Raw genomic sequence first — 16,223 nt, 5'->3', positions numbered from 1 at the left:
TTATCCTTTAATTCCTTTTAACCAATCTTTGAATTTGGTGATCTGCTCTGTCAAGAAAGATTCATGTTCTTCTTGTTCTTCAGAACCGATAGGCAGGATATGTTCAAAATAAGTGCCTTTTAGCATTTTACGTAGTAAGCCTTCGCCCACAAATGGTTTGTCATCATTTAATGTTTTGGCTGCTTTCAAAAGATGGCGGATGTCATATTGTAGGGGATTGATATCCGGAACCTGCTTGTTTAAGTTCAGCAGTTCATATACCGCAATACGTGCGGTACGTACCGAGCTTTCCATGGTAAAGACAACGTCATTGTTGGTTTCGACAAACTGACCGATCAAGCCCAGGTTTTTACATCCTTCAGGTACGACTCTCGGACGGTCGCCTTTTGCTCTTGGCATAAACATCGAGGTGATGTAAGGCATGAATGTCGTACGTACAATCGTATTTTTGATAACATCGTCCAGTTGATCAATAATGCCCAAATGGTGACATAGTTCGGCTAGAATTTCATCTCCCGTACATTGTGGCATTGGCTTTTTGATGTAATTTCCTTCTTTATCCATAAATAAGGCATATACCCATAAGACAAGAACATCATCCGGTTGGCCAGGGAAATGTGGCTGTCTATTACAGGTGAAACTCATCAGCCAATCAGAATCGGTAATGGTAATAATACCGCCAGTAACAGTTTTGCCGGAATAAGGGTCGTTGACGGAATATTCTTTTAATTTTTCGACTAAAGCCGAAGGTTTACATGTCAGGGTCGCAGACTCCCATGCTGATTTTTCGATGTTACTGCAGAACTTTTCGGGTTTACCAAAGATGGCGGATTTGGCAGCCAGATTTTTCCAGAGTTTCCAGCCTGCACTTTGACCGCTGCTGCTGTTGTCGATAGCGATGATCGGTGCATTTTTGTTGTCGCCGTAGAAGGTATCTTCTGTCATTGATCCAGTTGTCACAATGACGAAGTCGTCTTTTCCGATTGGAATTTTTACCTCTTTACCGTCTTGTTCTGTAATCAGGGCCTCCACAACTTTTCCATCGGTATTGCTTTGGATATCCAAGTCTTTGACTAACACATTGAATCGAATGTTTACACCTTTGCTTTGGAGTACTTTGCGCAAAGGGGTCACAAAGGTGTCGTATTGATTGTATTTCGGGAATACGAGTGATGAAAGATCATTCAATCCGTCTATCGCATGTAAAAAGCGGTGCATGTACAATTTCAGCTCAAGTAAACTATGCCAGTTTTCGAAAGCGAACATGGTACGCCAGAAGGTCCAGAAATTGCTGGATAAAAATGACTCGCTGAAGTAGTCTTCGATGGTTAAGTCATCTAAATCTTCTTTATTTTTGAGGAGCAATCGAATGATGGCCAGCTGATCCATTTTGCCCAATCCAAACTTGCTGAAGTCTTTTATCTCACCAAGTTTATGAATAAGCCTTGCTTTGGAGTAGTTGGAGTCGTTGTCATTGATCAAACGGTACTCGTCCAGAACACTGTAGGGGGCAGGCATTTCCAATGCAGGAATGTCCTGAAACATATCCCAAAGATTTTCGTAGGTCATATCCATTTCCCTACCACCGCGGATGACATAGCCGTCGGTTGCATTACCGGCGCCATCTAACGAGCCGCCTTCCACATGGAGCTGTTCAAGGAATGTGATGTTTTCAGCAGGAACATGACCATCTCGGATAAAATAGTAGGCTGCAGACATCCCTGCTATACCGCTTCCGACGATGTAAATTTTACTGTCTTTATATGATTTTGGTGGAATACCTTTATTGCGTTGATAATTTCCGATCTGATCAGAAAAGGGCATCGATTTTTTCGGTGTGTTACGTTGTTGTTCTTTGCTTGAATCGGGTTCATGATTTACATTTCCATATTCAGCAGATGCATTTAATACTTTGTCGAATTTTGAGGTGATTTCTTTCATGATTCTTATGTTTTTTTAATTGTTGAGTAAAGTTACAAAGACCACCTTAATCATTTGTGCCCTCAAATTCGCTATTGTTCTACCGAATTTCCTCTTTCTACATATTTTGTCGCTTTCGGTACTCTGATGGCGATAAGGTGGAGTATTTTTTGAAAAAACGACCAAATGCTGAGATGGAATTAAATCCGATTTCATAAGAAATTTCTGAGATAGTCTTTTCGGGATTCCCGAGCAGCACATAGGCTTCTTTAAGCACACGCTCATCAATAATTTCATGTGGTGTTTTACCTGATGCTCTTTTAACAATCTGAATGAGGTATTTGTTTGAAATAAATAACTGGTCGGCGTAATATTGTACTTCTTTGTATTGATTGCTATGTCGCTGAACCAGGTCTGTAAACTTATAGAACAGGTTGTTGGTCTCTTGTACACTTTCCGTTGTATTATGGTCTTTAGAGACCAATTCGTCGGCGATCTCTAACAGGAGATTAAAGATGATCGTGCGGATGATATCTGCTGTAAAATGTGTTGTTCTTAAGGTAATTTCTTTGAAGTAGTCCATTAATTTTAACAGCTTGTCAATTTGTTTATCTTGGGAGCTGACAATGGTAAAGGTCGAATTTTTAAAAAGCCCCAGTTGTTCGATAAAGAATGGATTGACAATATGTTTAAGCAGGAATGCTTTGTCAAAAAAGAGTAGCTTCATTCTAAAGTCGGCGCTGACCTGCGAAAACCGGATAATTGTTGTTGGGGCGGATATGAGGATATGGTTTGTCGAGATATGGTATTCCTGATTGTCTACCTGAATATTTATATCGCCCGCTGTACAGATACAGATGGCATAATAATCAATACGAAAAGCATTGCTTGGGTATTCAAAAATCGGATTTCCAGAAGAAATATAATAGGGGCGGTGGCAATTTACGCCAAAGAATGATAAGGTATCTTGAAGACTTTCGTGTGTATTATAAGTTGTTTTTACCTTAAACTTCATTGACTTTTTGTTCGGTTTGGGCATATACAGTTCCTATTGTTTTAAATATTCGAATGGGCTTTGTTTATTCGGATGCTGTCCGTTTGAGCATCAGCTTTTCTGTGGCAATATCGTCTTCTATCCCCACGAAGAAACTTTTGAATCCGAATTTATTCAGTAGTCGTCTCGATGCGGTGTTATCGGGATCAATAATACCAATCACATCTTTACCTGGATTTAATGTTGTGGCAAGGGCTAGCATCGACTCGCAAATCTGTGTTCCCAGCCCCTTTCCCCAATGTTCTTTGCGGAGCAAATAACCAATTTCGAATACACTTGGATCTTTTTTGTAGTTAACAAGCTTACAGTCGCCTAAAAGCTTTAGCGTATCCGCTTCGATTACTTTAAAATATCCTAAATCAGGATCCTGGTTGATTTCTAGAATCGAATCGAACTTTTTCCGGGCCTGCTCTTCGGACAATCCTTTGCCGGTAATGTATTTCATGACATCATCCGCTTTAACCAAGTCGTGGAAAGCGTCAAAATCTTCCGGAAGATATTTTTTGAATAGAAGTGTATTGTACATGGCTAATGTGTTTATTTACAAGATAAGGTTGTTTTCTCTGAAATCAAATTATCGGAACCTAAATCATCATCTTTCTGTCTTATTTAACTTTTTCATGATTTTAGTTCTCCAATTTAACTTACATTGCCTTTCTGTAAAGCGGAAGGGAAGCTTTTATAAGAATGCTATTCCGTAGCGATACGGTGTAAATAAGAATTTTTAGAGGGAGATAATCGTTATGGAAATAAGAGCGGCAAGTGGAGCCGACTATGCGGCAATCCTGCGCATTTGGGAAAATTCGGTTCGGGCAACACATGATTTTTTGAAAGAGGAGGATCTTCAGTTATATAAGAGACTGATCCCAACCGAGTATTTACCACAATTAAAGGTCTATGTCATCGATGACGCTGGACAGCCTACTGCTTTTTTCGCTGTCTCCGATGATAATCTAGAAATGTTATTTGTGGATTCAGCCTACAGGGGAAAAGGTATTGGGACTGTGGCACTACAGTATGTGCTGGATAAGCTCCAGGTGTATAAAGTTGATGTCAATGAGCAAAATCAGCAGGCTGTTGATTTTTATCTGAAAAAAGGATATCAGCTTATCGGACGCTCAGCTGTAGATGGTATGGGCAAATCCTATCCGATCTTGCATTTACATCACGAGAGCGCTATTAATGGATCGAAATAATTTTAATAAAATGAAATAACTCATGATACAAGGTTTATACGAAACGCATATTCAGGTGCGGGATTTAGCTAAGTCTGTCGCATTTTATACGGAGGTACTGGGATTACGTGTGGCACATCGTGATCCGACACGTCCTATTGTTTTTTTATGGATTGGAACCGGCAAAGACTATATGTTGGGCCTGTGGCAGGAAGAAACAAACTTTCAACCGAGACATTTTGCTTTTAGAGTGGATAAAGAGGATATCTTGAACTATGCCGTGGACTATCTGAAAACACGTGACCTGACACCTTATAATTTTTTAAAGGACGGGATCGAAGCACCGATGGTCTTTGCATGGATGCCTTGTTTTCCGGAGCTACCGAGGCCATGATCCGATGTTTATGATACTGACGGAACAGGGCCGCTATAACTGTTTTTAGTCCTTCTTTGGCATAACCCTGTTGCTGGAATTCTTTTTTTATGGTACAGCCCAATTCCACCTGCAGGTGTTCAGCACCAAAAAAATGAACGCCAATATCGCCGATTACAGCCTTTGCTATTTTGTCGGTCATAACGAGCTGAAACCAGGACTCTGGAAGATTGAACGTGTTTGGGTTTTTTGCTATAAATTCATCGACTTCTGCCAAAGAGTCTGGAATCCAGCCCTGGTATTTATTGGTTTCTTTATCTGAACGATACCCGAATATTGCCCGACTGTCTTCCGGCATGATGGGCCGAATCGCTAATCTTTCTGAATCAATGCGCATGGTTTAACGTTTTGAAAATCTGGCTATCGCTTCTTCACGCGTACCTACAAAATTGATTTTTTTTGATTTATTGCTTTCGTAGATAAAATCGTTTAAACTTTTGCTGTTGTATTTGGAGAAATCGCCAACGATGGCAATGTCAAAGCCATACTGCGTATATTTTTGAAGAATTTCACCGGCAAGTTTTGTTTTAAGTTCGAAGAAGTCATCCGTGATGTTCTCTTGATAAATAATTGCTTTGTATGCTTCTTGCGCGCCACAGTCGACCATAATCTGTAGACCATCATCGAGATTATGGATAAAGACGCCTGAACCTTTAACTTCAGCAATGTTTTCGTCACCTAGCTGAATAATAGTGATTTCCATTTTTTTTGTTGTGTCGTTTGAAAAATATATTTGTGGGATCAGATTCCATGATCCATTGCACATCGTTGGGATATGCTGTTGAAAATGATCCGAGATAGCGGATAAATAGGTTTTAACCTGCAAATTCTTTCAGCATATTGATTGTTGGACAGAAGAACAGGGAGCCGGTATGTGCTGTACTAAAGTCTAGTATTCTATCGTAATTTCCTTCGGGTTCACCGATAAACATTCTGTTCAGCATCAATTGTACGGTACTGAATGTGCTGGCGTAAGCGATAAAGTATGTTCCCATTTCATTTGTTGCGATTTGCCCAAAAGGCATATTGTCGCGCACAATCTTTAAATCGTCACCGACATTGGCCAGGGCCGAATGAGAATTGGCCGGTTTTTCATCGTCGCTCATCTCAATATCGTTTGCTTTGCTTCTGCCGATGACCTTTTCCTGATCGGCGACGGGTAAAGAACGCCAGGCATTCATGTCATGAATATATTTTTGCACAAATAAATAGCTTCCACCCTTATAGGCTGCATCCTCATCACCTACGATACCAAAGAAAGCACGATCCTCACCAAGGGGATTTTCCGTTCCGTCGACGAAGCCCAAGATACTTCGCCCATCCCAATATCTGAACCCATGAACTTCCTCCTTGCAATCCGCAACGGGATTTAATAAGGCTGCTATTTCGGTCGCCATGTCAATGCAATAGCTTTTTTCATAAGCACGAATATGGAAATGTAAATCTCCGGGGGTAGCCACAGCAATATGTTTTTGACCGATGATAGGTTCGAAAGGAACCAATTCCTTTGGCATAGGTTCGTTGAGTTCAAGCTTTTTCCAGGCATGGTGGCTTATGCCCAATACCACGCTTGCTTTCACAAGATTTGAACGTACCTGTGCCGAATTGTTGAGATTGACAACCAATGCACATAAGCGTTGGAAGACATCCTTAATGACCACATTTTCGTGGAAATTCCATACCATAAACACCGTATTGTTGCTCGGTGTATCGATGACATTTTGGGCCTGATGATCCATAAGATAAGTTGTTGTGTGTTGTACAGCCTTGCTAAGCTACAAATAAAATCGGTTGTACGGATAGACTTTTTGATTACTCGAATGCGGTTTTTTGATATAGTTTGACGATTTCATCAATGACCAGATCCGGTTCGTCATAAAAGACATGATGCTCCGCATTTTGAGCCAAAAGATAACGTCTATTGTTTTTTTGATCTGCAAATTTTTTAAGGGCAGCAATAAATAAACTGCGATCGGGTTCTTCAAAAGGCGATTTTCCTGAACCAATGACAGTCATGGGGACATTGATTTTTCCTGCAACCTCATGTAAAACAGCCGTTGACGCTTCGTAGTTTAAAACGAGATGATAGAACCCTAGGCTTTCTTTTTTGATGTTATCAAGTTCACTGGCATATTCGCTCTTCAATGATTTGGATCGCTCCATGGTCATGAGATAAGGGGAGACAATATCGATCATTACTGTGCCAACAACCTGAGCGGGATTGGAACCATCATTTCCCGCTCCAGATTCAAAGACAATGGGGATACCTTTTCCTTCCATTAAAGTGAAATGAAGGCTATGGTTGCCTACATTGATCATGGTATCCCTGAGCTGTGCTTTTACGGCCAGCCCGGGAAGTGTCAGTAGGAGGAAAACGGATAAAAGGAGATTATACTTTAGCCTGTACATCGTTCATTTTAAGTGTCATGCTTGTCGCTTCTGTCTCGATCCATTGGCTGTATTCGGCGATAGCCTGTAAGCGAAGTTCGTCGGAGATATACCCTTCCGTAACCATTTGTCGCGATTGGGCGACTTTGTTCCAGATGGCCAGATTGGTATCAAAGTTAGCTTCTCCTTTTTTGTAGGTCTGATCGGCATTGATAACCTGAACAGAATGGAAACCTGCTTCCTGGAGCAGTGCAGCGACCTCATCAGCAACACGATTGTTCATACCTGCATCTGCTCTCCACTTCAGGAAAGTATGGTAAAATGTGAGCATGCTTTCCGGAGGGGCGGGGTTCCATTCAATGGCGGTGTGATTGTAGTCTAAAATAGAAATTTGTCCTCCGGGCTTTAACCAGGATTTGAATAAGCCCAATGCCCTGGGAATATCACTTAACCATTGCATGGTGCGCGGCGTTATAATCAGGTCGAAAGGATGTGGAGGCTGATAATCAAAAATATTGCTGCAGACCAGGTTCAGATTTTGGGTGCTACCATAGTGCTCATTGCCACTGTCGATAAATGACTGTGTATTATCGAGCCCGGTTATAGTTCCGTCGCCGATATAGCTTGCTACCTCATTCGTGAGCGTTCCGGTACCACAGCCCACGTCCAAGATTTCCATGCCAGGAGATAGTAAGGGAATAATCGTTCTATAATCGAAGGATAATGTTCTTCTTTCAAATATCTTATTGGCCTGTTGGTCTTTTCTGTCGATAAATTTCTCTTTCATTGGATTTGGTTTAGTTGACTGTAAATATAGCTTTTGCTTTCCGGTTAAAAAAAAATCTATTCGTTTAACCGTTTTTGTTACGCTAATCAGACCAACAGTTGATGGTATTCCTTGATTTGTTTATGGTTACTATCAGTCGAATATCCTATTCTCCATTAAGAGGGATATAATAATCTTTTTACAAGGTATTAACAGGGGGTTAACTGGGGATTTACCCCTGCTAACCCCCTGTTAACCCCCTGCAATATCCCTGTTATTATGTAAACTGATGTAAAGCAATTTCAAAGCTGTATCGGACGATAAAAGAGGGCCATTTACTGCTTTATGACGATCATGTACTATTTTGATAGAAACAGTGATACTTTGCGATTAATACCCTAATTAGGAAATTATTTTATGTCGTTTCGTTGTTTTTTTAATAATAGTTTTTTATATTGTTGTACAACAGCACTCGTGCCGTTGCAATTACACTAAGATATCCTGATTTTATGCGAAAAGTATTCAAAGTTCTCACGCTAACGTATTGTGCTGTTTTTCTTTCAGCCTGTTCTTCCAACTATCTCATGACATTCAATGGGGAGAATGTAAAAAAAGATGAAGACAAGGGAACGTTTTCATTTAATAATGATACAGTACAAATTGATTATTCCTTTGCCGACAGAAATGGTCGAATTTACCTTCGAATAGAAAATAAAATCGATAAACCGATCTTATGGGATCTTAAAAATTCGGCCATGATTATTAATGGTAAAACGCAAGGTTATTCTGTTGAACAAGCTGCTTTTAATGGAAAGATGAATGCTTCGGTTTACGATATAAACGCTAGTAAATCCACTATATTCAATGATACTTGGGTAAACGGTTCTATCACAGGATCGGTAAGTTTGCCTAAAGATGTGGTGCTTATCCCACCACATGCCTATGTGGATGGGCATTATTTTGATTTTAAAAACGATGTTAAATCCATTGTACGATCATCCCAAAAAGAAAAAGTGTATATGTATGATATGAATGGCGAGAGTTTTGCGGTAAAACTTGCTCGATTTGAAGGCGCTGATTCACCTTACAGTTTACGTAGTTATTTAAGTTATTCGATTTTAGAAGATGGTAAAGCCATTGTTAAAACTACGGAGCAAAAATTTTATGCTGCCCAGCTTTGGCAGACCGGTTCAGTAGCGCTTAATAATATTATTGAACTGTATAATAAGCGTGGAGACGTGCTGGCTGTTAAGGAAAAAAAGGGGCAGGAGGCTATGATCGTTGGCGGGGCCTTAGCACTAACTGCAGCAGCAGCAGCAATTGACCCGAAAGCAGCTGAATAGTGCTTGTCAAAAAGGCATTTCAAATAACCTGTTTAAGGCTGCCCAACCCTTTAAATTTATGGGCATTTAAATTAGAAAAACCGAATAAATTAGAAAGACCGAATCCGGTTATGGGTTCGGTCTTTCTTTTGTTTAGGAATTAGGAGATGTCCTATTTGACTGATGTACCGTCTATAATCTCTTCATCCGCTTTGCTGACCAATTTGGTGTCTTGTTTTAAGTCGCCAAATATTTCGATCTGACCATCGATGCTGCGTCCTTTCTGTACAGGAATACGTTGTGTTTTGTTCGAAACAACAGCAATCACAAAACTTCCTTCGCCCGAAGTAAATACGGCTGATTTCGGTACAACAAAAGTACTATCCTGAGATGTTAAAGGCAATTCGACCTCTGCAACCATGCCCGGCAATAACTTGTTGTCGGTATTGTTAATGTCAATTTCTACCCGTTCGGATCTTAACCGGCTGTCCAGGGCACCCGATTTACGAGCGATCTTACCCGAGAAGGTTTGCCCCGGCAATGATTTGACGGTAAATTGTAAGGGCTGGTTTTCGGTCAGGAAACCCGAATATTGTTCCGGAACAGCAACGGCTAACCTCAGTTTGCGTTGTTGTTGAATGGTCATGATGGGCATTTCCGAACCACGGCCAGCTGGACCAACATAGGCGCCTTGATTGACATTTCTTGTTGCGATGACACCGTCGAAGGGTGCTCTGATTTCCAAATAATTCAAGAGGTTTTGTACTTCTGCATAGGCTGATTTAGCGGCTTGGTACTGGGCAAAATCAGCATTCTTTTTTGACTCAGCAACCTCAAGATCGAGTCTAGCCACAGTTCCTTCCACCTTGCTGGTTTCGAAGAGTCTATCGTAAGTGCTCTTTGTAGCCATATAAACTGCTTCTTGCGATTTGAGCCGCGATTTTGCAGCAGATAGCTGTGAACTCAATTCGGGAGCTTCCAAGACAGCCAACAACTGGCCTGCATGCACTTTACTGCCGATGTCCACATTGAGGCTTTTGACATAGCTACTGACCTTGGCGTAAATTTCGACCTGCTGGAATCCCGTGATTTCCCCAGGGATCTGCATTTTATTGGTTAATTTCTGTTTGGAAGGTACAAATGTCTCCATTGCCGGAGCTGCAGCTTCGGGACTTTCTTTTTTGACATTTTCCTCGGCTGCCGAATGGCATCCTGCTAAGGATGCGATCAGGCCGGCGATAGATAATATTTTGAACAAATTATTTTTCATATTTTATAGATTATACTGCTTTTACGATAAAGGTTTTAATGCGGCAATATAGTGTTTACTTTCTTTGTCTTCAGGATCTAATGAGATCGATTGTGTACTGCTTTTTTCTTGCGCCCAAGCAAATATGAGCGGTAAGATGACGAGTACGGCAAATGTTGAAAATAGTAATCCGCCAATGACGGCTCTACCGAGTGGTGAAACTTGTTCACCACCTTCACCATGGCCAATGGCCATAGGGAGCATGCCTACAATCATGGCTAAACTGGTCATGATAATGGGTCTAAGCCGTAAGGATGCTGCCTCACGAGCGGCAGCCAGCGCATCTCCATGATGCCGACGGATATGTTCGGCATTGGTGATGAGGAGAACAGCGTTCGCAATGGATACACCCACCGACATGATAATCCCCATGTAGGATTGTAAGTTGAGGGTAGATCCGGTTAACAACAATAGAAGTAATGACCCCAGCACCACCGCAGGAACTGTGGTGAGTACAACCATAGAAACTTTGAACGATTGGAAATTGGCTGATAGCATCAGGAATATAACGATAATGGCAACAGCCAAACCAGATTCAAGGCTGCTCATGGTTTCTTCCAATACTTTTCCGAGGCCTATTTGCTCCATGGATAATCCACGCGGGAGTTCACCAAGGGCTTTGATACTACGTTTTACATCTTTGGAGGCTGTTTTCAAATCGGTATGATCAATATTTGCTGTAACTGATACATAGGGCATCGCGCCCAAATTGTCATTTTCTCCATAAGTGAAGGACGGTGTGATGGTTGCAACGTCGCTCAGTATTGGTCGCGCCGAATTTTTCAATAAAGGGATTTCACCGATTTCTTTCTCATCTTTCATTTTATCGATGGGAACCTGAACTTGGACATTATACGAGAGTCCTGCTTTTTCATCGATCCAGGTGTTTTTTTCGGTATAACGCGAAGATGAGGTGGACGCGATAAGCGATCGTGTCACTTCGCTGAGATCGATACCCAATTGTGCAGCTCTAATGCGATCTATTTTAATATCGTACGAAGGATATTTAATGGATTGTGCTAATTGTACATCTCTAAAGTAGGGGATGGCTTTTAGTTCCTCGATCAATTTTCCGGCGTACTTTTCGTTGTTCTTTTTGTTTTTTCCTGCTATCCGAACTTCAATAGGGGTAGGCGACCCCTGGCTTAATACTTTATCCGTAAGTTCGATCGGTTCAAAGGATACCTGTACATCGGGAACTGCTGCTTTCAGGCGTTTTCGGTATTCATCACGGAAACTGTCCATATCATGATGGTAGTCTTTCAGTGCTATTTGGAAAACAGCTTCATGTGGACCGGCCATGAAAAGATAGATCGGCGATACTGAAAACTGCCCGGGGTGCTGACCGATATAGACAGAAGATATGCTAATATGTTCTTTGCCAACCAGTTTTTCCAGTTCGGCCAGCGCCAGTTTTGCTTTTTCTTCGGTGCGTTCGATACGTGTACCTTCAGCGGCACGAAGGCGCATTTGAAACTGGCTGGAGTTGACTTTCGGAAATACATCCTGGCCTATCGTGGAAAGTAAAATGACAACAAGACTTAGCGCTCCAAGCAGATAGATCACCGTAATGGTTTTCTTTCTTTTGAACAAGCGATCGAGCATTTTCATGAATCTGTTTCTGAACCGTTCAAAAATACTGATCTTTCCATCGTTGTTAAAGTCGTCACGTTCCACCAATAGTTTCTTCTGATTCAAGGTATCCTGTTCGGATTCTACGGTCAGTCCAGATGCTGCAAACTGGGCTTCATCTGCATTTAAACCCTCGGATTTGGTCGCATGTGGAGCCTTATGGGCATGATCTTTCATAAACCAGTTTGCCATGATGGGAACGAATGTCTGCGAAAGAAGAAAGGATACGATCATCGAAAATCCAATGGACAGGGCCAAGGGAAGAAATAGCGAGCCCGGAATTCCCGTCATGGTAAATGCAGGTGCAAATACGGCTAATATACAGAGCAGGATCAATAATTTTGGTAAGGCGATCTCCTTACAGGCATCCCAGATAGCCAAGGCTTTGGGTTTACCCATATCCAGATGCTGGTGTATATTCTCGATCGTTACCGTACTTTCGTCGACCAAGATACCAATAGCCAGGGCTAGTCCGCTGAGGGACATGAGGTTGATGGTCTGCCCGAAGAGTTTCAGAAAGAGCACTCCGGATATCACGGATATCGGTATGGTCAGGATAACGATCAGCGCGGCTCTTCGATCACCTAAAAATAGGAGCACCATAAGTCCGGTCAGGATAGCTCCGATGGCACCTTCGGTAATCAAACTCTTTACCGAATTGATGACATAAACGGATTGATCAAATTCATACGATAACTTGACGTCGTCGGGTAAATTCTCCTGAATTTTTGGTAAAGCTGCTTTTAAGTTCTGGACGACTTCCCATGTGGAGGCATCGCCAGCTTTGGCAATACTGACGTATACGGAGCGCTTGCCGTTGACCAAGGCGTAGCCTGCAGTAACATCAGCTCCGTCCTTTACCGTAGCGATATCTCCAAGGTAAAGATTTTGTACACCACCTTTAAATAGCGGGATTTTTTCAAAATCTTTGACCTCTTTAATGGTATTATTGGTCGGCGTAATGTAGTTTTTATCCTGAATGCGTACGTTTCCTGCCGGGGCAGTTTGATTGTTCAGTCTTAGCGCTTCTACAACCTGATCGGGCGTCATATTGTGGTTCCGCATTAAATCGGGATCAACGTTGACCTCAATTGTACGTGGACTTCCCCCAAAAGGAGGGGGCGACAGTAGACCAGGGATTGACGTAAACGATGCCCGGACATAGACGTTGGCTAGATCTTGTAGTTCGTTGTTAGAACGCTTGTTACTGCTCAATACCAGTTGGCCTACAGGGAGGGATGAGGCGTCAAAGCGAATGATGAACGGCGGTTGTGAGCCTGGAGGAAAGGAGGCTTGGATCCGATTGGCCAGGGCACTTAGCTCGGCTGCAGCCTGGGCCATGTTGGTGTCTTCGTAATACGATACTTTCATTAAGGTCAGACCTTGAATATTCTTGGTCTCAATAGACTTGACCCCATTGGCAAAAAGAAGGATATTGACGTAGTTTTTGGCAAAATAAGATTCCATTTGATCCGGCGAATAGCCACCAAATGGATGGGCAATATAAATAACCGGAAGGTTCATTTTTGGCAGGATATCCACCTTGATCGATCGAACGGCACCTATGCCAAAGACAATAAGTCCCAATACGAGTACGAGGATGGATATCGGCTTGCGTAAGGCAAAACGTATTAAATTCATGTAATGTTATTTATAGTTCTTTGTTGAAAATATCAAAATCTCCCGCAGCTGCGGCTTTTAGTAAAAGCGACTGCCAAAGATTGATGTGGACGATCTCTCGATCGGTTTCGGCTCTATTTAGTGTATAAAGGGTCTGCGTCACGTCGACAAGTGTCGCTAGGCCGTTTTTATACATCGTCATTTTTTGATTGTAAGCTTGCTGAGCTGCCGACACTTGTCGGGGAGCTTCTAGATCACTTTTTAGGGCCAATTGGATTTTCACATCAGCGGCATCCAGCTGTGCTGTCAATTGGGCTTCGGCAGTTTGGTATTCTTCTCTCAGGGCATCATTCGTAAAGCGCTGTGCACTGATTTTTTTATTGATACGCGCAATCGAAGTCAGATTCCAGTTTATGCCCAATCCCAAGAGATAATTTTGCCTACTGGGACGAACCCCTTTCCAATAATTTGTGCTATATGCTTGTAAATCCGTAATGTAGTCGCTCTTAAAACCAGATCCCCTTGTCTGAAAGACCCCAAAGGCACTTACAGTGGGAAGATACTCTTTGGTTGATAGTTTCAATTGTTGTTCGCCAAGTTCAATTTTACTTTTATAAAATTGCAGCATAGGATTACTTTCAATCAAGTTGCCTGAAAGCGGAGTTAGCTGTATAGGTGTTTTCTGAACCAGAACAGTATCTATTTCGAGATTTTTCGCTGGAATCCCCATCAATACCGTCAGCTTATTGTTTTGCTCCTTAACATTTTCACGGGCCTGATTGAGACTGATTTTTGCGCGCGATACTTCCGCTGAAGCAAGCGTAGAATCTACTCCGGGTAATATTCCGTTTTTTACTTTGGTGGCAGCAATATTTAAAAATACCAGTGCGCGATCCAGATTCATCTGTTGATTTTTTTCCAATCGTTGACTAGCCAATAAATTGAGGTAAGCCGCAGCGATCTTGATTTTATGCTGGAACTGTTCCTGACCGAGATCGGCCTGTAGTCGTTTGGTATCGGATTTGGCCAATTCGATACGTTCTTTTTTTCGTCCAAAGGTGTAAATGTCCCAATTGACATTGGCTAAGTAAAGCGCACCAAATGCGGCATTCCAATTTTGTTCTGGAAGAGCGGCTCCCGAAGAAGCTACACCCAGCCCACCAAATCCATACAGCGGACCATTTTGTCCGTTGACTGTTCCAAAGTCCTGTTGGGCTACGATGTTCAGATTGGGCCAAAAGTCGCGTTTGACTTGTTCATTGGTCTGCAGGGAGGACTGGAGATAATATTCCTTTGCCTTGATATTTCCATAATTTGCAAGACCCTGTTCTACGGCGTCGCGCAGTGTAAGCGTCTGAGCGAAGGAGGAGGATGTCGCAAGTGACACAGCCAATGACAGCACTAAATTCAATTTCAGCATAGGTTATCTATCATTTTATGGACACGAAGATAGCGATGAGCTAGGCTGTAAGGCCCCTTTTAAATGATCTATCGTGTTTAAAAGTGACCAATTTAATTCGTCATTTATTTTTCTGCTGTTATAAACTTAAAACTCTTACTTTGTAACAGAATTTTAACAAAAAAAAAGGATTATGAGAAAGGTTTTGGAGAACAAGATGATACAGGAAGTCGTCCTATTGATCTTTTCGTTTATCCTCTTTACGTTGAACGACTGGATTTTGATCCTGAGTTGGAAGGGATTTTTGATGGGGGTGCTCTATTTCCTGATCCTTTATGCGCATGCGCAACTAAATCGCTTTTTTCTATTGCCATTACTGCTTAAAAAGAATAAACCCCTGTTGTATATTCTGGCTTCGGTGGCAACGCTGCTGATTTTTGCACTGATATTAAAAGAGCTGACGGATAACGTCATTTACAAGAATTGTTTTCTCTACAAGAATCTGGTTCAGAAAACATTCCATTATCAATTTGGTGTATTATTGGGCTCGTTGATCTGCATATTGGGCAGTATCCAATTTATCGAATTTTACCGCTTTCAACGGGTGAAGACCAGACGCGAACTGCTTTCCAATCAAACGCAACTGTCGCATTTAAAAAAGCAGCTCAACCCACATTTTCTATTCAACACGTTAAATACCATTTATGGTATTAATCTAAAGTATCCGGAACGTACTTCTGAATTGATCATCAAAGTGTCTCAGCTGCTTCGTTATCAAATGGAGAGCAGTGAACGGGAGTATGTGCCTATGGATGATGAAATTGATTTTATTTCAAGTTATATTGAACTGGAACGCGAGCGGTTAGGCTATCGAACGAAAATTGAATTTGACTATCAAAAAGAGGAAGATATCAATTATCAGATAGCGCCAATGTTATTGATTACTTTTGTGGAAAATGCTTTTAAACACGGAACCTGCAGTATTGAAGATTGTTTTGTACATATTTCAATCAAGATTGAAAAAGGGAACTTATATTTGCATGTCCGAAATTCTGTTCCGGTCAAGAAAAGGAATGTGTTTTCGGCGAAAATAGGTTTGGAAAATACAATAGCGCGATTAAAACTTTTGTATCCTAATCGGTATACATTAACGACAAATTCCAAAAAAGAGGAGTATGAGGTGTCATTGGTTATAAATCTTTAAA

The 16,223-nt window shown here is 41.6% G+C and carries 14 protein-coding genes and 1 pseudogene; 4 read left to right on the top strand and 11 right to left on the bottom strand.

From position 1 onward, the window contains the following. The 3 genes from B3H30_RS05510 to B3H30_RS05500 form a co-directional block, all read right to left on the bottom strand. Positions 1–1,941, bottom strand: a complete 1,941-nt coding sequence (locus B3H30_RS05510; RefSeq protein ID WP_286833578.1) for an oleate hydratase — start codon at positions 1,939–1,941, stop codon at positions 1–3. Between the two features lie 97 nt (positions 1,942–2,038). Then, complete coding sequence (locus B3H30_RS05505; RefSeq protein ID WP_286833576.1) at positions 2,039–2,935, bottom strand: helix-turn-helix domain-containing protein; 897 nt, start codon at positions 2,933–2,935, stop codon at positions 2,039–2,041. Positions 2,936–2,999: 64 nt separating this feature from the next. Further along, positions 3,000–3,500 (bottom strand): GNAT family N-acetyltransferase, encoded by a 501-nt coding sequence (locus B3H30_RS05500; RefSeq protein WP_115050011.1) that lies wholly within the window; start codon positions 3,498–3,500, stop codon positions 3,000–3,002. A 217-nt stretch (positions 3,501–3,717) separates the two neighbouring features. Between B3H30_RS05500 and B3H30_RS05495 the strand changes: the two genes are divergently transcribed. Both B3H30_RS05495 and B3H30_RS05490 read left to right on the top strand, forming a co-directional pair. Further along, positions 3,718–4,170, top strand: coding sequence for a GNAT family N-acetyltransferase (locus B3H30_RS05495; protein WP_201303570.1), 453 nt, complete (start codon positions 3,718–3,720; stop codon positions 4,168–4,170). Between the two features lie 22 nt (positions 4,171–4,192). Continuing rightward, positions 4,193–4,393, top strand: a pseudogene (locus tag B3H30_RS05490) (VOC family protein); the annotation flags it as partial. 1 nt (position 4,394) lies between these two features. Here the strand turns inward: B3H30_RS05490 and B3H30_RS05485 are convergent. The 5 genes from B3H30_RS05485 to B3H30_RS05465 all read right to left on the bottom strand — a co-directional run bounded on the left by B3H30_RS05485 (position 4,395) and on the right by B3H30_RS05465 (position 7,757). Then, complete coding sequence (locus B3H30_RS05485; RefSeq protein WP_070567003.1) at positions 4,395–4,919, bottom strand: GNAT family N-acetyltransferase; 525 nt, start codon at positions 4,917–4,919, stop codon at positions 4,395–4,397. A gap of 3 nt (positions 4,920–4,922) precedes the next feature. Beyond that, a complete protein-coding gene (locus B3H30_RS05480; protein ID WP_046675035.1) occupies positions 4,923–5,285 on the bottom strand; it encodes a DUF4180 domain-containing protein in 363 nt (120 codons plus the stop codon). 112 nt (positions 5,286–5,397) lie between these two features. Further along, on the bottom strand, positions 5,398–6,321 hold the full coding sequence (locus B3H30_RS05475) for a Dyp-type peroxidase (RefSeq protein ID WP_070567000.1): 924 nt from the start codon (positions 6,319–6,321) through the stop codon (positions 5,398–5,400). 73 nt (positions 6,322–6,394) lie between these two features. Next, the gene (locus tag B3H30_RS05470; protein WP_070566997.1) at positions 6,395–6,991 is read right to left on the bottom strand and encodes a hypothetical protein; all 597 of its coding nucleotides are present in this window, start codon (positions 6,989–6,991) and stop codon (positions 6,395–6,397) included. Next, a complete protein-coding gene (locus B3H30_RS05465; RefSeq protein ID WP_070566994.1) occupies positions 6,972–7,757 on the bottom strand; it encodes a class I SAM-dependent methyltransferase in 786 nt (261 codons plus the stop codon). The genes B3H30_RS05470 and B3H30_RS05465 overlap by 20 nt, the downstream gene beginning before the upstream one ends. A 488-nt stretch (positions 7,758–8,245) precedes the next feature. On the opposite strand from B3H30_RS05465, the gene B3H30_RS05460 reads away from it, so the two are divergent. Further along, positions 8,246–9,079 carry a hypothetical protein gene (locus tag B3H30_RS05460; protein WP_139145020.1) on the top strand — a complete coding sequence of 278 codons (834 nt, stop codon included), beginning with the start codon at positions 8,246–8,248 and terminating at the stop codon, positions 9,077–9,079. 151 nt (positions 9,080–9,230) lie between these two features. Here the strand turns inward: B3H30_RS05460 and B3H30_RS05455 are convergent, their stop codons facing one another. From B3H30_RS05455 to B3H30_RS05445, 3 genes are read right to left on the bottom strand one after another with little or no spacing between them, the layout of a single operon-like run. Then, the gene (locus tag B3H30_RS05455) at positions 9,231–10,328 is read right to left on the bottom strand and encodes an efflux RND transporter periplasmic adaptor subunit (protein WP_070566989.1); all 1,098 of its coding nucleotides are present in this window, start codon (positions 10,326–10,328) and stop codon (positions 9,231–9,233) included. 21 nt (positions 10,329–10,349) lie between these two features. Next, positions 10,350–13,640 (bottom strand): efflux RND transporter permease subunit, encoded by a 3,291-nt coding sequence (locus B3H30_RS05450; RefSeq protein ID WP_070566987.1) that lies wholly within the window; start codon positions 13,638–13,640, stop codon positions 10,350–10,352. Between the two features lie 10 nt (positions 13,641–13,650). Beyond that, a complete protein-coding gene (locus B3H30_RS05445; protein ID WP_286726851.1) occupies positions 13,651–15,039 on the bottom strand; it encodes a TolC family protein in 1,389 nt (462 codons plus the stop codon). A 172-nt stretch (positions 15,040–15,211) separates the two neighbouring features. On the opposite strand from B3H30_RS05445, the gene B3H30_RS05440 reads away from it, so the two are divergent. After that, positions 15,212–16,222, top strand: coding sequence for a sensor histidine kinase (locus tag B3H30_RS05440; RefSeq protein WP_070566983.1), 1,011 nt, complete (start codon positions 15,212–15,214; stop codon positions 16,220–16,222). The last annotated feature ends 1 nt before the right edge of the window (position 16,223 follow it).

It is taken from the genome of Sphingobacterium sp. UBA7038 (genome assembly GCF_002494055.1).
GTDB lineage: Bacteria > Bacteroidota > Bacteroidia > Sphingobacteriales > Sphingobacteriaceae > Sphingobacterium > Sphingobacterium multivorum.
Note: the sequence above shows the minus strand (reverse complement) of the source record. Positions and strands in the feature narration are given on the sequence as shown.